General features: G+C 31.3%; 24 protein-coding genes. 7 read left to right on the forward strand and 17 right to left on the reverse strand.

Going from position 1 to position 22203, the window contains the following annotated elements:
* Positions 1 to 160: 160 nt before the first annotated feature.
* The 3 genes from perR to bcp all read right to left on the reverse strand — a co-directional run bounded on the left by perR (position 161) and on the right by bcp (position 2115).
* A complete protein-coding gene (gene perR, locus JG553_RS06730; RefSeq protein WP_000110011.1) occupies positions 161 to 607 on the reverse strand; it encodes a peroxide-responsive transcriptional repressor PerR in 447 nt (148 codons plus the stop codon).
* Positions 608 to 703: 96 nt separating this feature from the next.
* Positions 704 to 1654, reverse strand: a complete 951-nt coding sequence (locus tag JG553_RS06735) for a phosphoglycerate dehydrogenase (protein WP_000869455.1) — start codon at positions 1652 to 1654, stop codon at positions 704 to 706.
* A 5-nt stretch (positions 1655 to 1659) separates the two neighbouring features.
* Positions 1660 to 2115 (reverse strand): thioredoxin-dependent thiol peroxidase, encoded by a 456-nt coding sequence (gene bcp, locus JG553_RS06740; RefSeq protein ID WP_000939521.1) that lies wholly within the window; start codon positions 2113 to 2115, stop codon positions 1660 to 1662.
* Between the two features lie 80 nt (positions 2116 to 2195).
* On the opposite strand from bcp, the gene JG553_RS06745 reads away from it, so the two are divergent.
* Together JG553_RS06745 and JG553_RS06750 are read left to right on the forward strand one after the other, a co-directional pair.
* A complete protein-coding gene (locus JG553_RS06745) occupies positions 2196 to 3485 on the forward strand; it encodes a glutamate-1-semialdehyde 2,1-aminomutase (protein ID WP_001011598.1) in 1290 nt (429 codons plus the stop codon).
* Positions 3486 to 3777: 292 nt separating this feature from the next.
* Positions 3778 to 4872 carry an FUSC family protein gene (locus JG553_RS06750; protein WP_001236371.1) on the forward strand — a complete coding sequence of 365 codons (1095 nt, stop codon included), beginning with the start codon at positions 3778 to 3780 and terminating at the stop codon, positions 4870 to 4872.
* A gap of 89 nt (positions 4873 to 4961) precedes the next feature.
* On the opposite strand, the gene JG553_RS06755 is transcribed toward JG553_RS06750, so the two are convergent.
* The 4 genes from JG553_RS06755 to mutY form a co-directional block, all read right to left on the reverse strand.
* Positions 4962 to 5054, reverse strand: coding sequence for a hypothetical protein (locus JG553_RS06755; protein WP_001791878.1), 93 nt, complete (start codon positions 5052 to 5054; stop codon positions 4962 to 4964).
* An 8-nt stretch (positions 5055 to 5062) separates the two neighbouring features.
* Positions 5063 to 6799: an SAV1866 family putative multidrug efflux ABC transporter gene (locus JG553_RS06760; protein ID WP_000597238.1), complete on the reverse strand. Its 1737-nt coding sequence runs from the start codon at positions 6797 to 6799 to the stop codon at positions 5063 to 5065.
* 290 nt (positions 6800 to 7089) lie between these two features.
* On the reverse strand, positions 7090 to 7632 hold the full coding sequence (gene ntdP / locus JG553_RS06765) for a nucleoside tri-diphosphate phosphatase (protein ID WP_000251253.1): 543 nt from the start codon (positions 7630 to 7632) through the stop codon (positions 7090 to 7092).
* A gap of 301 nt (positions 7633 to 7933) precedes the next feature.
* The gene (mutY, locus tag JG553_RS06770; protein ID WP_000284752.1) at positions 7934 to 8971 is read right to left on the reverse strand and encodes an A/G-specific adenine glycosylase; all 1038 of its coding nucleotides are present in this window, start codon (positions 8969 to 8971) and stop codon (positions 7934 to 7936) included.
* Between the two features lie 151 nt (positions 8972 to 9122).
* Here mutY and JG553_RS06775 point away from each other — a divergent pair, with 151 nt between their 5' ends.
* On the forward strand, positions 9123 to 10100 hold the full coding sequence (locus tag JG553_RS06775; protein WP_000379098.1) for a metal-dependent hydrolase: 978 nt from the start codon (positions 9123 to 9125) through the stop codon (positions 10098 to 10100).
* Positions 10101 to 10360: 260 nt separating this feature from the next.
* Here JG553_RS06775 and JG553_RS06780 read toward each other — a convergent pair whose 3' ends face one another.
* The 7 genes from JG553_RS06780 to JG553_RS06810 all read right to left on the reverse strand — a co-directional run bounded on the left by JG553_RS06780 (position 10361) and on the right by JG553_RS06810 (position 16066).
* Positions 10361 to 11197: a membrane protein gene (locus tag JG553_RS06780; protein WP_000886468.1), complete on the reverse strand. Its 837-nt coding sequence runs from the start codon at positions 11195 to 11197 to the stop codon at positions 10361 to 10363.
* An 8-nt stretch (positions 11198 to 11205) separates the two neighbouring features.
* Positions 11206 to 12723 (reverse strand): ABC transporter ATP-binding protein, encoded by a 1518-nt coding sequence (locus tag JG553_RS06785; protein WP_000535834.1) that lies wholly within the window; start codon positions 12721 to 12723, stop codon positions 11206 to 11208.
* 14 nt (positions 12724 to 12737) lie between these two features.
* Positions 12738 to 13052 carry a YfhH family protein gene (locus tag JG553_RS06790; RefSeq protein WP_000435806.1) on the reverse strand — a complete coding sequence of 105 codons (315 nt, stop codon included), beginning with the start codon at positions 13050 to 13052 and terminating at the stop codon, positions 12738 to 12740.
* Positions 13030 to 13848, reverse strand: a complete 819-nt coding sequence (gene recX / locus JG553_RS06795; protein ID WP_001124419.1) for a recombination regulator RecX — start codon at positions 13846 to 13848, stop codon at positions 13030 to 13032. Before recX ends, JG553_RS06790 begins: the two co-directional genes overlap by 23 nt.
* Before the next feature lie 260 nt (positions 13849 to 14108).
* Positions 14109 to 14918, reverse strand: coding sequence for a monofunctional peptidoglycan glycosyltransferase SgtB (gene sgtB / locus JG553_RS06800; RefSeq protein WP_000830380.1), 810 nt, complete (start codon positions 14916 to 14918; stop codon positions 14109 to 14111).
* 340 nt (positions 14919 to 15258) lie between these two features.
* A complete protein-coding gene (locus tag JG553_RS06805) occupies positions 15259 to 15774 on the reverse strand; it encodes a type 1 glutamine amidotransferase domain-containing protein (protein WP_000163283.1) in 516 nt (171 codons plus the stop codon).
* A 130-nt stretch (positions 15775 to 15904) separates the two neighbouring features.
* On the reverse strand, positions 15905 to 16066 hold the full coding sequence (locus JG553_RS06810) for an SE1561 family protein (RefSeq protein ID WP_001005407.1): 162 nt from the start codon (positions 16064 to 16066) through the stop codon (positions 15905 to 15907).
* 223 nt (positions 16067 to 16289) lie between these two features.
* On the opposite strand from JG553_RS06810, the gene yfkAB reads away from it, so the two are divergent.
* Entirely contained in the window at positions 16290 to 17441 is a 1152-nt protein-coding gene (gene yfkAB / locus JG553_RS06815; protein ID WP_001089613.1) for a radical SAM/CxCxxxxC motif protein YfkAB, read from the forward strand.
* 259 nt (positions 17442 to 17700) lie between these two features.
* On the opposite strand, the gene JG553_RS06820 is transcribed toward yfkAB, so the two are convergent.
* The 3 genes from JG553_RS06820 to JG553_RS06830 all read right to left on the reverse strand — a co-directional run bounded on the left by JG553_RS06820 (position 17701) and on the right by JG553_RS06830 (position 19780).
* Positions 17701 to 18231, reverse strand: a complete 531-nt coding sequence (locus tag JG553_RS06820; RefSeq protein WP_000184383.1) for an acyl-CoA thioesterase — start codon at positions 18229 to 18231, stop codon at positions 17701 to 17703.
* Between the two features lie 89 nt (positions 18232 to 18320).
* Positions 18321 to 19577: an aminopeptidase gene (locus JG553_RS06825; protein WP_001795438.1), complete on the reverse strand. Its 1257-nt coding sequence runs from the start codon at positions 19575 to 19577 to the stop codon at positions 18321 to 18323.
* A gap of 2 nt (positions 19578 to 19579) precedes the next feature.
* Positions 19580 to 19780, reverse strand: coding sequence for a DUF1128 family protein (locus JG553_RS06830; protein ID WP_000180461.1), 201 nt, complete (start codon positions 19778 to 19780; stop codon positions 19580 to 19582).
* Positions 19781 to 19926: 146 nt separating this feature from the next.
* On the opposite strand from JG553_RS06830, the gene JG553_RS06835 reads away from it, so the two are divergent.
* From JG553_RS06835 to JG553_RS06845, 3 genes are all read left to right on the forward strand, one after another.
* Positions 19927 to 20391, forward strand: a complete 465-nt coding sequence (locus JG553_RS06835; protein ID WP_000228666.1) for a low molecular weight protein-tyrosine-phosphatase — start codon at positions 19927 to 19929, stop codon at positions 20389 to 20391.
* A 6-nt stretch (positions 20392 to 20397) separates the two neighbouring features.
* Positions 20398 to 20673: a YtxH domain-containing protein gene (locus tag JG553_RS06840; RefSeq protein ID WP_000428172.1), complete on the forward strand. Its 276-nt coding sequence runs from the start codon at positions 20398 to 20400 to the stop codon at positions 20671 to 20673.
* 277 nt (positions 20674 to 20950) lie between these two features.
* Entirely contained in the window at positions 20951 to 22168 is a 1218-nt protein-coding gene (locus JG553_RS06845) for a YihY/virulence factor BrkB family protein (protein WP_000037075.1), read from the forward strand.
* Positions 22169 to 22203 lie beyond the last annotated feature (35 nt).

Raw genomic sequence — 22203 nt, forward strand, 5'->3', positions numbered from 1 at the left:
CTTCCGTAGTTAGAATATTCTTTTCTTCAATTTAAATATTTTTCAGAATAAGCATAAAAAAAGTTAAACAACTTTCATGTCGTTTAACTTCTTAAATATTACGCTTACTTATATGAAGTAAGCTAACGCTTTTTTAATTTGTCATACTACCAAAGTTAAATTATTTATCTTGGCATTCTTTACAAACTCCATAAATTTCCATTCGATGATGTGTTACGTCAAAGTCAGTCATATGCTGAGCTAATCTTTCAATTTCATTTAACTGTGGATATTGAAAATCAACAATCTTACCACATTGTTCACATATAATATGATAATGATTATGTGTATTAAAGTCGAATCGACTTGATGAGTCTCCATATGTTAATTCTTTTACAATTCCAATATCTTTAAACACTCTTAAGTTATTATATATTGTCGCAACACTTATATTTGGAAAATCAGGTGAAAGTGCTTGATAAATTTCATCAGCTGTTGGATGAGTATGTGAAGAAATTAAATAACGTAATATTGCTTGTCTTTGAGGTGTAATTCTTACGCCTGCTTGTCGCAATGATGCAATTGATTCTTCTAGTTCATGTTCAATTGATTCTATTTCAACACTCATCTATATCACCATCTTTCTTATATAATAATTATTATTACTTACTATAAATATAACTGTAGTATTGCGCGCGTGTCAATATTTACATGATGATTTCATTTAATAGCCTTTTTTAGCATCAACTTCATTCTCAATTAGACCATTCTTATTGAGAAAATTAACTAGATTGTTTTTAAAAATATCTAATAAGTCATACTTTGCTTCATAATCATTACCAGTTATATGCGCTGTTATAGTTACATTATCCAATTCATATAATTCATGATTAGGTTTCAAAGGTTCATTTTCAAACACATCTAAATATGCATGTCGAATAACTTTACTTTTTAATACTTCTATTAAGAGCGCTTCTTTAACTATGCTACCTCGTCCTATATTTATAAAAAGTGCTTCATCTTTCATTAATTCAAAATGTTTTTTCTTTAGTAAATGAATCGTTTCTTGCGTTTCTGGTAAAGCATTTATAATAATGTCAGCATTTGGTAATGTGCTTTCAAGTGATTCGATAGTATATATCTCGTCAAACTCATCTTTGTTCTGACCTGACTTGCTCAGACCAATTAAATTCATATTAAAAGCCTTTGCTAACTTCGCAGTTCTAGTAGCAATTGCACCTGTACCTAAAAATAAAACTGTTTGTCCTGATAGGCGTTTACCAGTTATTTTCGAATCATATATATGTTGTCGTTGGTTATCATATGATAGTTTCATCTTTTTATAATCATCTAAAATGAAAGCTAAAATGTATTCAGATAATTGTTTAGCTTGAACACCTTTTCCATTAGTTAAAAGTATGCCGTGATCTGCAATATAATCTAACGGCAATGTATTTACACCCGTTGCAAACCATGCAATCCATTTTAAATTCGGGCAACGTCGTAAAAATGCCTCATTGATACCGCCATCATAACCAACTAATATATCTAAATCAGCCAAGTCGCTCTCAGGTATTTCTGATGCTTTTTTATAAAATTTAAAATCTAAATCTGAAAAGCGTTGTTGTAATTCAGTTTCAACTTCACGCATACGATTTAACCCAACAACTTTCATATATGTCACCCCAAAATGTTTTTAAGTTCTTCTATTTGTGTTTTAACCTTAACCTTCTCGATAACATCTAATACTTTACCTTGTTCATCTATTATAAAAGTCGTTCTTACAATGCCCATACTTTCTTTGCCAAATGATTTTTTTAACTGATATACGCCAGTTTCTTTAGCTAATTTAAAATCTTCATCTACTAATAAATCGAAATTCAATCCGTGTTTCTCAATAAAATTTTGGTGTTTTTTCTTTGAATCACCGCTTATACCATATACTGCAACATCTAAATCATTGAACATTTCTAAATTGTCTCTAAAGTCACAAGCTTCTGTGGTACAAGTAGGTGTATTATCTCTAGGATAAAAATATATAATCGCCTTTTTACCTTTTAATGTATCATTTGTAATGACAGTTCCGTCTTGATTTTCTAATTTAAATATTGGAAATTGTTCTCCTTTTTGCAACATATAATCACCTTTTTCTTCATTATAATAATTTTATGATACGATATTAGATGAAAATATTAAATTAAAAGAGGTTGATATAAATGAATTTTAGTGAAAGTGAACGTTTACAACAACTTTCAAACGAATATATTCTAGGCGGTGTCAATTCCCCTTCTCGTTCTTATAAAGCTGTAGGAGGCGGTGCACCTGTTGTTATGAAAGAAGGACACGGTGCATATTTATATGATGTCGATGGCAATAAATTTATTGATTACCTTCAAGCATACGGTCCAATTATTACGGGGCATGCACATCCTCATATTACTAAAGCAATTCAAGAACAAGCTGCTAAAGGTGTTTTATTTGGTACACCGACTGAATTAGAAATTGAATTCAGCAAAAAATTACGTGATGCAATTCCATCTCTTGAGAAAATTCGCTTTGTAAATTCTGGAACAGAAGCAGTCATGACAACAATTCGTGTTGCACGTGCATATACTAAAAGAAATAAAATTATAAAATTTGCTGGATCTTATCATGGCCATTCTGATTTAGTATTGGTTGCAGCAGGTAGCGGCCCATCTCAGCTCGGTTCTCCAGACTCAGCTGGTGTTCCAGAAAGCGTCGCACGTGAAGTCATTACTGTACCTTTCAATGATATTAACGCCTATAAAGAAGCAATTGAATTTTGGGGTGATGAAATTGCCGCAGTATTAGTAGAACCAATTGTTGGTAACTTTGGAATGGTAATGCCTCAACCTGGATTTTTAGAAGAGGTTAATGAAATTTCACATAACAATGGGACCCTAGTGATTTATGATGAAGTAATTACTGCATTCCGTTTCCATTACGGTGCCGCTCAAGATTTATTAGGTGTTATCCCTGATTTAACTGCATTTGGTAAAATTGTTGGCGGTGGTTTACCAATTGGAGGCTATGGTGGACGTCAAGATATTATGGAACAAGTAGCACCTCTAGGACCTGCATATCAAGCTGGTACAATGGCTGGTAACCCGTTATCTATGAAAGCAGGTATTGCATTACTCGAAGTACTAGAACAAGACGGTGTTTATGAAAAATTAGACAGCTTAGGCCAACAACTAGAAGAAGGTTTACTTAAATTAATCGAAAAACATAATATCACAGCTACAATTAATCGTATTTATGGATCTTTAACATTGTACTTTACAGATGAAAAAGTCACACATTATGATCAAGTTGAACATTCTGACGGCGAAGCGTTCGGTAAATTTTTCAAATTAATGTTAAATCAAGGTATCAATTTAGCACCTTCTAAGTTTGAAGCTTGGTTCTTAACAACTGAACATACAGAAGAAGATATTAAACAAACTTTAAAAGCTGCAGACTATGCTTTTAGTCAAATGAAATAACTTTTAAGGAAGTATATTTTTAATTGAATTAAAATAAAGCAAATGCTCACATAGTAGATTCATTTTATATCGTTAACTATTAACGTTTAACTTGATATGTCACTATGTGAGTTTTTATTTTACAAATTTATACTATTTTAATCTCTGACTAAAGTTTTACATCGCTATCAGTATTATGTATGATTTATTTTAACAACTATAAATAAGCTTGAATTTTGTAACTAGTAAGTGTATAACAGTAATGAATACGAATATTAGATATTCAATAAACTTAAAAGGGGCGTCATTATTTTTGAGACTAGGAGCTCGGATTTTTAAAACTGGTATAGCCATTATTTTAGCTATGTCTATCGCTTCTTTACTACCGGATGATGTTGGTCTGAAAGCCTTAGCTGGTGTCAGTGCTGTTGTTGCAATGCAACCTAGTATTTATCGTTCATTTAAAACAGTTTCTGATCAAGCATTGGGTAACATTATAGGTGCCATACTATCTGTTACAATGGTAACAATTTTTAGTGATAATTTTATCATTATGGGTGTTACCGTCATAGTACTTATTGCTATTTTATTTAAATTTAATTTAGCACATGTTGCTACTTTGGCGAGTGTAACAGCATTAATCATTATGGGACAACATACCGGTTCTTTCTATATTACCGCCTTTTACAGGTTTGTACTTGTAATGATTGGTGTCATAAGTTCATCTCTAGTTAACTTTGTGTTTCTACCACCTAAATTTGAAACAAAAATTTACTATAATTCATTAAATATATCCTCAGATATTTTTATGTGGTTTAAATTAGTATTAAATGATACGACGGAGTTTAATAATATTAAACAAGATAGTCATAATTTAAAACAACGTGTCGAAAAGTTAGAGAAAATTTATGATTACTATAGCGAAGAACGTCCTATTACAAAAAAACATATTCACCAACAGAATAGAAAGAAAATACTTTTCAGAGAAGTAGTTCAGACGACTAGACAAGCTTATGAAGTATTAAACAAATTGTCGCGTTATCAAAACGACTTATATTTACTTAATAACAATTTCCTATTACAAATCAAATTAGATTTAGATTCATTAACTGCTTTTCACGAGCAAATTTTAGCTAGCCTTTCTAAAAAAGCACGTTATAATGTGACACATGTTGATTATGAGTTAGATAATCCGCAGAAAAAAGATTTATTGTCCACATTTCAGCATGAGTTAATAAATCATCCTTATCAAACGGAATATTCGTTTGCCAATGTTATGCAAATTGTTGCAGCCATCGAAGAGTATCGACACCATTTAGAGCATTTAGACCGCATAAGAATTAGCTTTTTCACATATCATAGATCTGATGCAGACATTGAAATTGTTGAAGAAGACTTTGATTTATAACATTAAAACAATTTTATCAATTAATGCCACAATGAGATAAACTAATATTGAATCTCGAAATTAAATTTAAAAAAGCAGTAAGATTATTTTCAATTAAGAAAATCTCTTACTGCTTTTTCTATGTTATGACCCCACCATCCTGTTACAAATTTTCTCTTCAAGATTGTACTGAAGTCAAACAACTAATACTTTATAAGTTTTGAATGCTATATAAATGCTCGTAAGCACCTTGTTTTGCAATCAATTCACGATGCGTACCTGTTTCAACAATATGTCCATTTTCAATTACGACAATTTTGTCAGCATGTGTAATAGTGGACAAGCGATGCGCTACGATAAGTGTCGTTCGATCTTTACTCAACACATCTAATGCTTCTTGAATAATGGATTCACTTTCTAAATCAAGTGCACTTGTTGCTTCATCCAAGATAAGAATTGGCGGATTATTTAAAAATATTCTAGCAATCGATAATCTTTGTTTTTGACCACCTGATAATTTAACACCTCGTTCACCTACTTCAGTGTCATATCCCTGTGGCAAGTTCATAATAAAGTCATGTGCATTAGCCATTTTCGCCGCTTCAACTACTTCTTCATCTGTTGCTGTTGGACGACCAAGTAAAATATTTTCCTTAACTGTATCAGAGAATAAAATATTATCCTGTTGCACCAATCCTATTTGATTTCTTAAACTTCCCGTTAAAAAATCTTTAATGTTGTGACCATCTATTAAAATTTGCCCAGAAGTTACATCGTAAAATCTCGGTATTAAGTTAATTAATGTTGATTTACCACCACCACTCATACCTACGAAAGCAACTGTTTCTCCTTTTTCAATACTCAAATTAATATCTTTTAAAATTGGAGCTTCGTTATCGTTATATTGAAAACTAACATGATCAATATCAATACGACCTTGTTTAATTTCAATAGGTTGAGCACCAACACCATTTTTGATGTCATAATCTTCATCAATTAATTGGAATACACGGTCCATTGAAGCAAAACTTTGCGTTAAAGTTGTAAATGATGCGACTAAACGACGTAAAGGCCCGAACAATAACTCTAAGTATCCAACAAATGCTGCAAGTGTACCTACTGTGATTGATCCAGAAATAGCAAGATATGCACCAACACCGATGACAATAATTGGTCCAATATCTGTAACTGTATTAATTGCGGCAAAGGAATAGGCATTCCATCTTGTATGTTTCAACGCACGTGTTAGGAAATTAGTATTCTTTTTATCAAAGTTTTTCGCTTCATTGTCTTCAATCGCAAAACTTTTAACGACTGAAATACCTTGAACACGTTCATGCAAGAATCCTTGAACCTCAGCTAATGCTTGAGATCTTTCACGTGTCAATTTTCTTAATCTTCCAAAGAAAACGTACACCGTTAAAATGTAAAATGGGAAGATAAACAGTGCTGCTAAAGTCAATTTCACATCTAAAAAGAACATTATGGATAGTGCAATAATAATTGTTATACAATCTAACCAAATATTCATTAACCCGGTTAAAATGAAATCTTTTGTTTGTTCAACATCATTAATCACTCTAGATATTACTTGACCTACTTGATTATTAGCATAAAATCTCGCACTTAAAGCTTGTAAATGGTTGTATAACTTTTTACGTATATCATACAATATTTTATTACTTGTCCATTGCGCCAAATATTGACGTATAAATTCAATTGGTGGTCTCACTATTACAAAAATAAATAATGCGATACCAATGGCAATAGTTAAATGATGAACTTTTTCATCAGTCGTTAGTGCGTGGTTATTAATCACGCCATCTATTGCATATTTAATTAATAGTGGTATAAGCATTGGTATACCAAACTTAATTATCCCAACAATAATCGTTGCAAAAATACGATATTTGTATGGCTTAACAAATTGCAAATATCGTTTAATCATACAATCCCCCCTAATCTATTGCCCTATCCTATTCATAAGCATAAAAATGAATAGAGGTTGGATACATAATTTGTAGATGTAAATTCTTCTTACAATTTACATTTTTAAAATTAAGATATCTCAACCTCTGTCATATTCATGTGATTAAATACGTTGTCTTATTCGTATGTTATATTCTATTCAATTTAATCTATGGATACTGTGTCCCCACACGACAGCAAAAGTTATCATACTTCTTTACATCACTAAGTCAATATAAATGATTTAATCAGTATTTACACTTTATTTGCTTAATACTGTCTAATTTTTTTGTAACGTTCTTTCCAAACTTTGATAAAATCTGGCGCGAATGGGCCCTTCTTCTGTTCTATCCATTGTTGAAGAATGTCCACGTTGCGTCTTAAAATAATATCAATATCATGCGGATAATTCATTTGATTCATATGTTGCTCATATTCATCTTCATCTAATAAATGATACTTTCCGTTTGGATATACTTTAATATCTAAATCATAGTCTATATATTTTAATGCCTCTTCATCACAAACAAATGGTGATGACAAATTGCAATAGTAATAAATTCCATCTTCTCTAAACATGCAGATAACATTAAACCAATATTCTGAGTGAAAGTAAACAATTGCCGGTTCACGTGTTATCCAAGTTCTTCCGTCACTTTCAGTCACTAACGTATGATCATTTCCACCAATGACAACATGATCAGTACCCTTTAATATTGTTGTTTCAGACCAAACGCGATGAATCTTACCATCATGTTTATAACTCTGAATTTTAATGTTTTCCCCTTCTTTAGGTATGGATTCTCTGACCATACTCCACACCACCTTCTGTTAATTTAACCATTATAAATTATAGCATATTTCAGAAATAGTATTATATAAATACATATTTTTACGAAATAAGATTTTACTACTTAATAATTAAACTCGGTAATATTGCTAAGTACTACAACAGAGATTTACATGTCCCATTTAAAGTATATAAAATCATCACTTTTATATATCAACACTTTAACTTTTTGACATTGTTATTCTATGAGATTTAAAGATATCATTTATACTTTTTAAAATTAATGTCACTATGTTTTCCGATAATATTACCAATCATCGAATGTTACCCATTTATAAATTGATAAATCTTTGACATAGGTACAGGGAATGTATATTGATCTCGATCACTTAAATCAAACCAAATCATGTCATCTGGTAATGTTTCAATGTTAATTGCTCCTGAAACGGCGTATACTTTAATCTTCCATGTTAAATGAGTAAATTGATGCTTCAACTCAAAAATAGGTGTTTCTACTGGTTGAATGTCATGACCGATTTTTTCAGTCATTTTACGTCTAGCATGCTCACTTTCAAACATAGGAAATTGCCACATACCATGCAATAATTTTTCGCTACGCTTTTGCAACAGATATTGACCTTGATTATTTCTAATTAAAAAGACGGATTGCTCAATTACTTTTTTACTTACATTTTTAGATTTAACAGGTAACTTTTCAAATGTACCTTTATCAAATGCCTCACAGTTTTCTTGAACTGGACAAAATAAGCATAATGGATTTTTTGGTGTACAAATTAACGCCCCTAATTCCATCATAGCTTGATTAAACGTTCCAGCTTCTGTAGTAACATACGGTAATAATTCTTGTTCGTACGATTTCCTCGTCGATTGTAATTTAATATCTCGATAGTCATCATTCAATCTAGACCATACTCGAAAAACATTTCCGTCTACAGTTGCTAGTGGTACATTATATGCAATGCTCATTACTGCAGCTTGTGTGTATGGGCCAACACCTTTTAACGCTTTAAATTGATCAGGATCTTTGGGAACTAAGCCTTCATATTTATCATGAACTTCTTTAATCGCCGTATGAAAATTTCGAGCTCTACTATAATATCCTAAGCCTTCCCAATACTTTAACACTTCATCTTCCGAAGCTTGACTCAAAACTTCCACAGTTGGAAATCGTTCAACAAAACGATGATAATAGTCAATAACTGTTTTAACTTGTGTCTGTTGTAACATGACCTCACTTAACCAAATATAGTACGGATTGGTCGTTTGTCGCCATGGCATTTCTCTTTGATTTTCATCAAACCAGTGTATCAAATTTTCTTTAAAACTAGACTGCTGATACATTTATAAAACCCTTTCCTCACCAAAATTAATTGTCTTTACTCATAATGTTTTTATTGTACATTAAAATCATGGTTAGTATGTAAGTTAATTTAGTTATTTGCGAAATTGGATTATAATAGTATATATAATATTATGAAATGAGTGAACTGATATGGACACTGCAACACATATCGCAATTGGGGTGGGCCTTACAGCACTTGCAACTCAAGATCCAGCAATGGCTTCTACGTTTGGTGCAACAGCTACAACCCTTATCGTTGGTTCATTAATTCCTGATGGGGATACTGTTCTTAAATTAAAGGACAATGCAACATATATTTCGCATCATAGAGGTATCACGCATTCCATCCCTTTCACAATACTATGGCCAATTTTAATTACATTTTTAATATTCACGTTCTTTAGTGGAACCAACCCATTTCATGTATGGATGTGGGCTCAGCTCGCAGTATTTTTACATGTCTTTGTAGATATATTCAATTCTTATGGTACACAAGCGCTTAGACCTATCACAAACAAATGGATTCAATTAAGTGTGATTAACACATTTGACCCTATTATTTTCACAGTTCTTTGTATTGGTATTGTATTATGGGTTATAGGCTTGCATCCATTTGCAGTCTTCTTTCCTATAATCGCTTTACTAATCATTTATTACATGATTCGTTTTAAAATGAGAGCCGTAATTAAGCAACAAGCTTTAAAAGCAATTCAACAAGAGCATCACCCTGTTAAAGTATTTGTTGCGCCAACAATAAAATTTATGGAATGGCGTGTCGCGATACAAACTGATGCACATGACTATGTTGGAAAAGCATATGGTAGGAATGTGGTGTTTAGTGATAAAGTGGAACGTCAAACATTATCAACAGACTCCATTTTATGGAAAGTCAAAGGTAATAAAGATATACGTACTTTTTTAAACTTTTCATCAATCTATCGTTGGCAAACAACAACGTTAGCAGATGGTTCTACTGAAATTCGTTTGATTGATTTGCGTTATTTAAAAAATGATCATTATTCATTTGTGGCAATTGCACATGTAACAAACGATAATGTCATAGACCACTCTTATATTGGCTGGGTATTTACAGAAGATAAGTTACAACGTAAACTGTATGCTAAATAATTTCAAGTTATTATTCACTAAAGTTAATCTATAAAAAATGAACAACCGGGCAGAATGAAAATCAAAACGATTTTTACTCTGTCCGGTTTTTTAATGTAAAACTATGAATGCTTTTACAAAATCTAAAATTTATATTGTTGCTAACAAACTACCTTTAATGACTCGAAATATCAAAATCAGTATAGGAAAACAATATCTAGATGATATTCTAATTGTTTCTGATTCTCACAGATTAATTTACACAACAGGTCAGCTAAACATCATGAAGAAGTATCCGCCTCGTCTGTACTATCATTTGAAACATCCTGTTGATTATCAGTTTGTGTCACTTTAGATGTTTTATTATAAATTGCGTGTGTCGTATACCTTGCTAATACGAAATTTACTGCAGCTATTAAACATAAGAATAAAATAAAGTAAAAATGATATGGAATGTTTTCCATACTTGATATACCAAATATGATAGATTGTGCTATACCATTAACAATGTAATACATTGGATTTAGCATTAGGATGTGATTGATAAATACATGATTTGGATTTGGTATGAAAATAATTGGTAACAATAAGAAACACAATACACAAACCCCATAAAATATGATATTTATTTTTTCAGTTAACAGTCGAATAAGACCAAAAGTAACGGATATTAATCCTACAAAAATAGTTGCCATCACAATAAAATAGAATAGCGCTATATATGATGTTTCGAAGTTTACTGGTTTAACCAATGCACTAATCATCGTCAAAATGACTAGCATAATAAAACTTAAAATAGACATAATAACTACTGGCGTCGCTGCGGAAATATTAAATAACTTAGTAACTAAAAAGTCATTCATATAATGATGATAAGAGATATAAATTGTGAACATCACTACCGCAAAAACAATCAATACAATGATTCTAAATAACCATCTCACCTCTTTAACATCGGTCAAATGACTAAAGGAAAATAGCGTTTCACTTGCAATAATAAGTATTAAACATGCAGCTAATACGATTAGAAAACTTTTCCAACTTTGTTTTAAACGTTCTGTTACATACCTTTTAGTATGCGGTAAGTTTTTAAAATATAAAATAATATTATCTAGCATCTTTACACCTACAATTCAATATAAATCCATTTGTCTTCTTTCAAATTGGCAATACAATATCCATTCCCAACTTTAGTAATCCAAATGTTATTGTTAATATTAAACTTATCTTTTAATTCTTTTTTATCTACAATTGGATAAACAAAACCGTATAACTGATTATTATCATTGAAAAGTAATTGTATCGGTTGTTGTGTAACGGATGCAACGAAACGGTTATCATCATCAGGAACTAAAGTTTTTATAACTGAACTATGCTTTTTATGTAATTGACTATTAAAGTATGCATAGTAATTACTATAATTTGATTTCATATATGGTGCTAATTTTTTAAAACTATGCGTTTGATATAAACCTGCCGGGTTAAAATATTCTAATTTATCTTTACTAACATAGTAAGTCTTATTATCGGCGGTAACACGATAATTTTTACTATTTTCGCCAGTAATTGTAACTACACTATATTTTGGAATTGTGACTTGTTTATCCCCTTGCATATCCACACTGCCATTAAAAGCAATTCCATAAGCTAACTTTTCGCCATATGGATCTTTATTTTCATTTTGCATCGTAGCACGATTCGTAAAATCTGTTATCGAAATAATTCCTATATTATTGAAAATGAGCAACATCATCAATGCTAAGCCTAAAATAGTACCTGAGGCTAAAGTCCAAAAACGCACTAAAAACTTAGGCGGTTTTGCATGATTATAGCGCTCAACACGTTTGAAATTATAGGTCATCTCTGGTATTCTTGTACGATTCTTTTTCCAATCTAAATCAAAGTTTTCAATTTCTTCTTTTGAGTTTAGACTTAATCGATCACGTTCATGTTCTTTAAAAGATGGAATAACTTGTTTAAGTGACCCTTCCATTCTTAATTGACCATGTGAAAACCAAGCTATGTAGTTACTCACTTGTGAAATTTTATCAATATCATCACCAATTGACACAATCGTTAAATTATTTTCAATATAATCATTTGTTAATTCAATCGCACGTTCCATAAATTGTGGTGTTAAATAGTCAATAACATGATTTAAAATAATAATATTTGATTTTGATGAGCGTGCAATACTTAATAGTAATTGAGCGTATGCCGCTTTCGAAATATGGTTAACCGGCTTCGTTTTATAATCACCTAAATGTGCATATTGAATAATCTGTTCAGCTTTATGATCATTAATTTCATATGGAAATAGTTGAACTAACTGCGCTGTATAAGCTTCAACAGTTTGATGAATTAACGATTGATCTTCAATATATCCGTAGAACAAATCTTCAGTACAAACTACTTTACCTTTATCAGGTTTAATTGCACCTGCCAACAATTGACCTACCAACGCTTTGGAAGATTCAGGTTCACCAATTATACCTAATGCTTCTCCTTGATAAATATGTAAACTAATATTGTTTAAATCGATATCTTCAGCATCATATCCAAAAGGTAAATACCATTTCTTATTCTGTTTATTCCTATAGTAGTGTGTTACTTTTAGTAACTTTAAAACAATTGAACTTCCCATCTATTTTCATCCTTCTATAATTGTAATAACGCTATAGGTAATCCTTCTTCGGGTTCATCGCTATTAAATCTAAACCCCCACGCAAAAATACCTTTTAATCTTTCTACTTTAAAATATTGATTACTGCCATCAGTCAGTTTATAAATTTTACCAATTTCTATCTTTTTTCTGTCTACTAAGTAACTTTCGGCAACAATTACTTTACTTTGATAAACGTCATATTCATTTAAAATACCATTCATCTCAGCTTTTCTCATTTTCTCTTTATAAAGTTGTATTTCGTGTCTTAATTCTGGCTCAGACATCTCACTCAATTTCTTCTGTTCCATCGGCAATACCACTTTCTTCTAATTTAGCTTTAATTTTATCATATTTATATCCTTTTCTCATAAGGCCTTCGATAGTTTTTGAAATTAATTTCTGTTGCGTGTACTTCTTTCGATTTTTATTATAAATTTTTTCTAAATCTCGTTGTAATAAATCGTCTAAAACCGCTTCATCTTGTGTAAAATCCATTTCATTCAATACAGCATGAATGGTTTCCATTTCAAACCCTTTTTGAATTAAAGATTGCATTACTTTTTCTTTAACTTTATTTTGTGGCCCTTTTTTTGTTTTAGATATTTTTTCAGCAATTTGGATAATATCATCAAGTTCCTGTTGTTCTCTATAAAGTTCTGTAAATATTTCAATGATATTTGGTTCTATACCAAGTTGATATAGTTTTTGTTGATAAATTTTAGGTCCTTTATCTGTCGTGCGAATCATTGTATTTTTTAAACTTTCCGCATAATCTTGATGGTCGATTAACTTTTCGCGATAACAATATTCAATCACTTCAGAAATCGCTTGCTCTGATATCTCTTCTTTTTGTAAATATTGTATAACTTCTTTTTCAGTTCTCTTTTTATATGATAAATATTGGATTGCTTTATTTAAACCTATGCGATAATGATCATACTTTTGAATCTCTGCCATGTCAGCAGCTTCAAGTTGTTGCCCTTTTTTTAAATTAAATTTGACTAATGTATCAATATCTATACCCATTTCAAATTGTTCGTCTAAAAAAAGATTAAACCGTTCTTTGTTTTTCTTTTGAACTTCTATTTTAGTAATCTTCGGCACTGGATCACCCCGTTACTTTCTTAAGTTTTAATACAATACTCTTTTATTATTCAATAAGCCACTTCCTATAGCAAATGTTTAACTTTAAATATTTTTCGATGCTAACAAAAAATCACACTATCATCTTTTAAAATGAAAGTGTGATTACAAGCAAATCTGTAAAATTTATAAAGCAGAAACAATTCAACTTTATCATTATGACATTTCAATTAAACCTTCTACATTATAGTTCCAAGCATCTTACACATGAATGCAAGTATTTAACGATTTAATTGTGACATAGCCTGTTGATATTGTGTTTCATTGATATAATTTTGTTGCTTCATTTTTTCTAAGTTCGTGCTTACACGTTGCGTAAAATTCTCTGACATATTATTGATATTATATACGCTAGGTGCATTGACTTTACTAGCTAAAATAGCGCTTTGTAAAACTGTTATGTGAGACATTGTTGTACTATTTTTATTCACGGTTGTTCCAAAGTAATGGTTTGCTGCGCCCTCAAGCGTATATTGATTATCCCCAAAGTAAATATTATTTAAATAAAAGCTTAAAATTTCGTTCTTATTATATTGTTTTTCAACTCGATGAGCTACAAATAATTCTTTTACTTTTCTAGTAAATGAACGATCATTATCATAAAAATAATTTTTGACAACTTGTTGTGTAATGGTACTACCACCTTGCACATCTCTGTCGCTAATCGTTGAAAATAAAGCTCTAGTTGTACCTTTCAAATCGAATCCATGATGATTGTAGAATCGTTCATCTTCCATTGAAATAAAGGCACCTTTAACATACTCTGGCATGTTATCAGCTGACACAAAACTACTTTTATTTTCAATTTTTCTTAGTTCATCCACATTATCGCGTGTAGATAAAAAATACATGATACCAATAAACAATGCGATAATGATTAGAATGGTTAATAATATTTTTAATAGTATTCGTTTACTTTTTTTCTTTTTCGGCGGTTTGCCAACTGGTTGATAATACGTATTATAGTGAGGTTCGTGTTTCATATGCTCAAAATGTTCATTTGAGTTTGAGTACCTATCGCTTCTTTTCATGCGTTTGCTCCTTCTTTTAAAACTCACTTAGTATATACCTTGAGTTTACCAGTACTATCACAAATAGGCTACACTTTTTGGGAAAATCAGTCCAAGGGCTTACAATCGTATACGCCATCATACTTACTTTTTTGTTTTTTGAAAAAATTATAGATAAATCATTGCAATTTTAAATATTAATCATGTCAAATATTGTTATATTTTATAAAAATAAAAGACCATCCCTATTAAATGCCAATAGAGACGACCTTTTATTTGTTATTCATTTATTAAAACTAAAATCCATATTTCATTTCAAACGAAAATATATAAATTTTAACAATCGATAACCACAATACTTCTATTGTAATTGTTTAACGATTTCTCGATTAAAATCATCTAAATCGTCTGGTACTCGACTTGTTACAATATTGTTGTCTACAACTACTGACTCATCAACTACATGTGCGCCTGCATTTGATAAATCTTTGCGTACATTTAATACTGCTGTTAACGTACGACCTTTTAAATCGTCTGTATCTATTAGTATTTGTGGCCCATGACAAATGGCAAATGTTGGTACATCATTTTTAGTAAAGTATTTAGCAAATGTGCCATATCGACCTTCTGTATCTCCACGTAAATGATCTGGTGAAAATCCTCCAGGAATTAATAATGCATCATAATCTTCTGGTTTAGCTTCTGCAATGCCTACATCGACAGTAACTTTTTCACCGTGTTTACCAACAACTTCACTATTTGCAGTATCTCCAATCACTACAGTATTAAAGCCTGCATTCTCTAATGCCTCTTTAGGGCTTGAATATTCTATATCTTCAAATTCGTTTGCTAGAATAATTGCTACTTTTTTAGTCATTGAAAATCACCTTTCTATATATCATTGATATAATTACTATAGACAAGTAAATCAGTGATTAAACATACAAGATATAAAAAATATTAAGCGACTGTCGCGATATCTAACCCTAACACATCTTATGTGGCATTTACTTAGATACTAATTTAACCTTTTCTTCAAGCTGATCTAACAATCCAATCCATTCATCTATATCTTCAACACGTACTTCATCAGGATTTACATGATCGATATCCTCAATAAACTTATTTAAACGCGCTTTTATCTGTTCGATTGTTTGCTGTTCATTCATAAAAAGTTAACTCCTTTTATTTTGTTTTCTTTTTCATTATTATCCTAACAGAAATTGCGTTAAAGCGATATAATCTTAGCTATATTTATGACATTCAAATTATTTTGACTTTTAAAAATCCCCTTTTCAATTAACTAAAATTAAGAGATAATTTGTTACGAGTGATAATACGAAGTGGTATCATACCGATATGAACCAAATAGAAAGAAGGAAGTTTAAGACGATGAATAGCGTCAAATTGAAGCAACCTGTTAGCATTTACAATGATCCATGGGAAGCATATAACGATGTTAAAGAACATGGCCAATTAACTTTAAGTAACATCGAATTTACAACTACAAATCTTTGTAATATGCGTTGTAGCCACTGTGCAGTTGGTTATACTTTACAAACTGTCGACCCCGAGCCTTTAGATATGGACTTAATTTATCGTAGACTTGATGAAATTCCAAATCTGCGAACGATGTCTATTACAGGTGGCGAACCAATGTTTTCTAAAAAGTCTATTAGAAATGTTGTTAAACCTCTATTAAAGTATGCACATCATCGAGGTATATATACACAAATGAATTCAAACCTAACATTGCCTCAAGATCGTTATTTAGATATTGCTGAATATATCGATGTTATGCATATCTCACACAACTGGGGAACAACTGATGAATTCGCAAATGTTGGCTTTGGCGCAATGAAGAAGCAACCACCGTTAAAAGCTAAGTTAAAATTATATGAACAAATGATTTCGAATGCACGTACATTATCAGAACAAGGAATGTTTGTATCTGCGGAAACAATGCTCAATCAAAGTACGCTACCACATTTACGAAAAATACATCAAGAAGTCGTTCATGATATGAAATGTAGCAGACACGAGATTCACCCTATGTATCCAGCTGACTTTGCAAGTCAATTAAATGTGTTAACTCTAGCGGAAATGAAAAAGACAATTCATGATATATTGGATTTCAGAGATGAAGATATTTGGATGTTATTTGGTACTTTGCCTGTGTTTCCATGCTTAAAGGATGATGAAGATCAAAAGTTACTATCACGTTTAAGAAATGCTAAAAATGTAACGACTAGAAATGACCCGGATGGCCGTAGTCGTTTAAATGTCAATGTATTTACAGGTAATGTAATCGTAACTGATTTCGGAGATGAAACAGGTACAATTTCGAATATACAAAAAGATAAATTAACAGATGTATTTGATAAATGGTTATCCTCTGATCTTGCTAAATCATTAAATTGTCATTGTTCCGAGTTTAGTTGTTTAGGGCCAAATGTTCTTGTTAAAAATATGTACTATCCGAATATGGATTTTAAAGATAATGAGCGTCATATGCACAAACAACCACAAATTATACAATTTTAAAAACTCTTAATTATGCGGAGAAGCACTTTATCGATAAGTAGTCTCCGCATATTTTAATGCTATTATAAAATAAAAAACAATTAATTGCTGGCAGTACTCTACTTAAATAATAAAGGGCATTTAATAGGACTAATAGTCTATAATAAAAGGGGTAAATTTTAACTAAAAGCATAAACGTGCATAATCAAAAAGACAGATTGTAGGTGGAATATTCGAACATAACAGTTCAATTCATCCTTAACAATCTGTCTTTATATTTTTAGTCTCTAATATGTTGCACTTGAGCTAAATATTCAATTGTTTGTTTACTTTCAATGCGACGTGCTTTTCTTCGTTCAACACGTTGTGGTGCTGTATCATAAAACCATTTTTCAACATCATCTTCTGGATATACACCAGGTACATGTTTAGGTTTGCCTTCATCATCTAACGCAACAAATGTTAAGTAACTTAATGCAGCTAAATCATGCTTGTTATTAAATACATCGTCAATTCTAATTTGAACGACCACTTCCATTGAACTAGTCCCAGCGTATGAAACCATCGCTACGTATTGTAATATGTCCCCTGTTTTAATCGGCTTTAAGAAATCTACTGAGTCTGTAGATGCGGTAACTACTTGCGCACCAGCATGTTTCATAGCTGTGATTGCTGCAATTTCATCAATATTAGCCATCAATGTACCACCAAACATTGTATGATGGTGATTCGTATCTTGAGGGAAAACTTGTCTATTTTTATAACATTTTGATTCTGACATAGATTTCATTGGTCTGTCCTGATTTGTCATTATTTTATCTCCCAATCTATACTTTAATCACGTATTTGACCTTTAAATACATGTTTCATTTCCTACTCAGCACCTCAAAATAACATTTATTAAAATGTTGATGCCCAATTTCCATTTTCAAATACTAGTTCTTTTGAACCATCTTCGAATATGCCATAAATAGTCAAATCACTACTACCAATCATGAAATCGACATGTACATTTGAATCATTTAATCCGCTTGCAATCTTTTCCTCAACAGTCATTTCCGTTCCACCTTGAATATTAAAGGCGTAAGCAGATCCAATCGCTAAATGACATGCTGCATTTTCATCAAATAAAGTATTGTAAAAAATGGTATTACGATTTGATATCGGTGAATCATCAGGTACTAATGCTACTTCACCTAATCTTCTTGAACCTTCATCAGTATTGATTAAATCTTTCAATACCGCTTCACCTTTTCCAGCTGAAAAATCAATAATCTCTCCATCTTTAAACATCAATTTAAATTGATCGATAATTGTGCCATTATAACTTAAAGGCAATTTATTAGTAACATATCCATCTACTCTATTTCGATCTGGTGCTGTAAATACTTCTTCAGTTGGTATATTAGCAATAAAAGCTTGTTCCTTGCCGTTAACATAACTTGTAGCATCTTCCCAGATATGATTTTTCGCTAAACCTACTGTTAAATCAGTACCTTCAGATACATAATGCAACGCATGGTAATTTTTTTGTTGTAACTTTTGAGCGTAAACACTTAAATTAGCGATGTGTTGACGCCAATTTTCAACTGGATCGTTACCATCAATTCGCACAATATCGAATACCTCGTCAATAAACTTAATATATGCTTCTTCTACAGATAGTTCAGGATACACTCTCTTCGCCCAAGCTTTAGATGGAAAAGCAGCTACGACCCATGGAAATTGATTTTTTTGTACACTTTCCATATATCCTTTAAATGCGCGTGCGTTTTGTTGTTGAAATGCTTGTAATTTTTGGCTATCGATACCATCCATTAAATCAGGATCTTCACTAATAAGTGCTAAATTAGCAGCGCCACGTTTAACGTAATCCATTCTCGCTTCAACATCATATGATTTTATCTCATGATTAGCAAAATGTTCCACAGATTCATTTTCAAATTTTAAGCGTTTTAAGGTTGGATCGCTATATACAACACGTACATCTGAAGCGCCACAATGATATGCTTCTTCTACAATTAAATGCGTTAATTCTAATGTTTCTACTGATGATCTAATAAATACTGGCTGTTTTGGTTGAACATTCATACCAACCTTAACTAATAGTTCAGCGTATTGTTGTAACTTTTCTTTGTAATTAGTCAAAATTCCCACTCCTATTCGTGTCGCAATTGTCCTAAAGCGTCAGCAATAGCTGTCACTTCACTTGGCGACAATCTTTCTCTTGATTGAACAAAATCATATATATCTGTTAATTCTTCTTCATTTGCATTTTTATATTTTTCAGGATCTAATAATCCTTGATTAACAATATTTAACTTCTCTCTAATAGCTAATACTTTCTCTTCATTTGTCATAGCCACAATGTTCACCTCTAATAATAGTTATGTTATCAAAGTATCACAATTTAATAAACTTTAATAGAATTTTATATAATCTGCTTTCTTATTGTTTAAAGTCGCTATAAAATGGGGATATAACTACATAGTTTGGAGGAATCAAAATGGTAGATGTAGCATTTGTCTGTCTTGGCAATATATGTCGTTCTCCAATGGCAGAAGCAATCATGCGACAAAGACTTAAAGACAGAAATATTCATGATATTAAAGTACATTCAAGAGGTACTGGTAGCTGGAATTTAGGAGAGCCACCTCATGAAGGTACACAAAAAATTCTCAACAAACACAATATTCCATTTGATGGCATGATTAGTGAATTATTCGAAGCGACAGATGATTTTGATTACATTGTGGCTATGGATCAAAGTAACGTTGATAATATTAAATCTATCAATCCTAATCTTAAGGGACAATTGTTCAAACTGTTAGAATTTAGTAATATGGAAGAGAGTGATGTACCAGATCCATACTACACGAATAATTTTGAAGGTGTATACGACATGGTATTATCATCTTGTGATAATTTAATAGACTACATCGTAAAAGATGCAAATTTGAAAGAGGGGTAGTTTTTTATGGAAAATAAATTTGTTCCTGGTATTTTAATTGGTGCCGTAATTGGTGGTGCAATTAGTTTAGCTGATAAATCTACACGTCAAGCTTTAGTTCAATCAGTTAAAGATGCAAAAAATGGTAACCGCACTCGTAAGCCTTCTAAAGTCAGCAAGATTAAAGACGAAGTTTTATACTGGAAAGATGTTGTTGAAGAAATTCGTCGTAATAATCCTGAATTAGAACGTTCATTAAAGGATGCGAAAGAAACATTTGTTAATAGAAAAAATCAACGCTAAGATGATTTTGTTTTTATAAGGCAATACTTAACAATTTGGTGTACGCCTTTCATAGTTATCATTATTAAATGATAATACAATGATTGGCCAAACTGCATTGTTTCAGTATTGCCTTTGTTTTAATTTTAAATCAAAATAGCCTATGAAAGATTTAAATCAATTAATTTCTATAATATTATCATTTTTAAAGCATATCATTGTTTAGTTTTTTTATAATTGGATAAATACTAATAGTTACTTTATAAAACATTACATAGAGAAAGGTTAAGGAGTGCACATGTCGAAAAAGGATCACTCTTCTTCAAAATACCTTAATTCTGTTAAGGAAGCGCAAGAGGAGTCAAAAAAGAAAAATAAAAGTAATCCCAAAATTGATGTTGATCGTACATATATTGAACCTCAACAATTCCAATCTAAGAAACCTAAAAAAGATGATCAGGTTTTCTTCTTATCAAGATTAAATAAACCTGCAAAATATAAGAAAGACTCTAATTTCTTATCATATCTCATCTATCGCATAGGAAAAGATGATGCCTCAGGACTAGCAGCACAAATGACTTACCATTTCGTACTTGCTATGTTCCCTATGTTGCTTTTCCTATTAACATTATTACCATTTTTCAATATTAAGCAGAGTCAAATTACTAATATGTTAAGCAATGCACCCGCTGAAACATCTACTCTAATTAAGAGTGTAATTGGTGATATAACTCAAAACTCCAGTGGTGGCTTATTATCTATCGGTTTGATTTTAGCAATTTGGTCAGCTTCAAATGGAATGACTGCAATTATGAATTCTTTCAATGTTGCTTACGATGTAGAAGATAGCCGTAATGGAATCGTATTAAAACTACTAAGTGTTGTCTTCACTGTAGTTATGGGCGTTGTGTTTGTAGTTGCTCTAGCATTACCAACGCTTGGTTCTGTAATTAGTCATTTCCTATTCGGTCCACTTGGATTTGACGAACAAGTGAAATGGATTTTTAACCTTATTAGAATTGTGTTACCAATCATTATTATATTTATCATATTTATCGTGTTATATTCGGTTGCACCTAACGTTAAAACGAAGCTTAAGTCAGTATTACCAGGTGCAGTATTTACTTCAATTATTTGGTTAGCTGGTTCATTTGGTTTTGGTTGGTATATTTCAAATTTTGGTAACTATTCTAAAACATATGGCAGTATCGCGGGTATCATCATTTTGTTACTATGGTTATATATCACAAGTTTTATTATAATTGTCGGTGCTGAAATCAATGCAATCATTCATCAGCGTAGTGTAATTAAAGGTAAAACACCTGAAGAAGCAGCATTAGAACATGATGACAATAATAAAAATCATTATAATGAGAACACTAGATACGAATATGATGAAGATAGTAATGCAACACATCAACGTACGTATCATGTTGATGAACATCCTAGTGATACCTATCCAGAAGATGATAAAAATATAAAAGACAAAATCGTTGATAAGCTTAAAAAAGACTAAACACCAACAAAACAGAGGTTTTCGCTAATGATTAT

The organism is Staphylococcus sp. T93, assembly GCF_016743875.1.
GTDB classification, from domain to species: Bacteria; Bacillota; Bacilli; order Staphylococcales; family Staphylococcaceae; genus Staphylococcus; species Staphylococcus aureus.

Coding starts and splice junctions, on each gene's coding strand:
- JG553_RS06785 (WP_000535834.1), bottom strand. CDS start 12,723: ATGGGAAGTTCAATTGTTTTAAAGTTACTAAAAGTAACACACTACTAT.
- JG553_RS06810 (WP_001005407.1), bottom strand. CDS start 16,066: ATGAATGAACAGCAAACAATCGAACAGATAAAAGCGCGTTTAAATAAG.
- JG553_RS06845 (WP_000037075.1), top strand. CDS start 20,951: ATGTCGAAAAAGGATCACTCTTCTTCAAAATACCTTAATTCTGTTAAG.
- JG553_RS06835 (WP_000228666.1), top strand. CDS start 19,927: ATGGTAGATGTAGCATTTGTCTGTCTTGGCAATATATGTCGTTCTCCA.
- JG553_RS06790 (WP_000435806.1), bottom strand. CDS start 13,052: ATGGAACAGAAGAAATTGAGTGAGATGTCTGAGCCAGAATTAAGACAC.
- mutY (WP_000284752.1), bottom strand. CDS start 8,971: ATGTATCAGCAGTCTAGTTTTAAAGAAAATTTGATACACTGGTTTGAT.
- JG553_RS06735 (WP_000869455.1), bottom strand. CDS start 1,654: ATGAAAGTTGTTGGGTTAAATCGTATGCGTGAAGTTGAAACTGAATTA.
- bcp (WP_000939521.1), bottom strand. CDS start 2,115: ATGTTGCAAAAAGGAGAACAATTTCCAATATTTAAATTAGAAAATCAA.
- JG553_RS06780 (WP_000886468.1), bottom strand. CDS start 11,197: ATGCTAGATAATATTATTTTATATTTTAAAAACTTACCGCATACTAAA.
- JG553_RS06775 (WP_000379098.1), top strand. CDS start 9,123: ATGGACACTGCAACACATATCGCAATTGGGGTGGGCCTTACAGCACTT.
- yfkAB (WP_001089613.1), top strand. CDS start 16,290: ATGAATAGCGTCAAATTGAAGCAACCTGTTAGCATTTACAATGATCCA.
- JG553_RS06830 (WP_000180461.1), bottom strand. CDS start 19,780: ATGACAAATGAAGAGAAAGTATTAGCTATTAGAGAGAAGTTAAATATT.
- JG553_RS06760 (WP_000597238.1), bottom strand. CDS start 6,799: ATGATTAAACGATATTTGCAATTTGTTAAGCCATACAAATATCGTATT.
- perR (WP_000110011.1), bottom strand. CDS start 607: ATGAGTGTTGAAATAGAATCAATTGAACATGAACTAGAAGAATCAATT.
- JG553_RS06805 (WP_000163283.1), bottom strand. CDS start 15,774: ATGACTAAAAAAGTAGCAATTATTCTAGCAAACGAATTTGAAGATATA.
- JG553_RS06745 (WP_001011598.1), top strand. CDS start 2,196: ATGAATTTTAGTGAAAGTGAACGTTTACAACAACTTTCAAACGAATAT.
- JG553_RS06840 (WP_000428172.1), top strand. CDS start 20,398: ATGGAAAATAAATTTGTTCCTGGTATTTTAATTGGTGCCGTAATTGGT.
- sgtB (WP_000830380.1), bottom strand. CDS start 14,918: ATGAAAAGAAGCGATAGGTACTCAAACTCAAATGAACATTTTGAGCAT.
- JG553_RS06820 (WP_000184383.1), bottom strand. CDS start 18,231: ATGACAAATCAGGACAGACCAATGAAATCTATGTCAGAATCAAAATGT.
- ntdP (WP_000251253.1), bottom strand. CDS start 7,632: ATGGTCAGAGAATCCATACCTAAAGAAGGGGAAAACATTAAAATTCAG.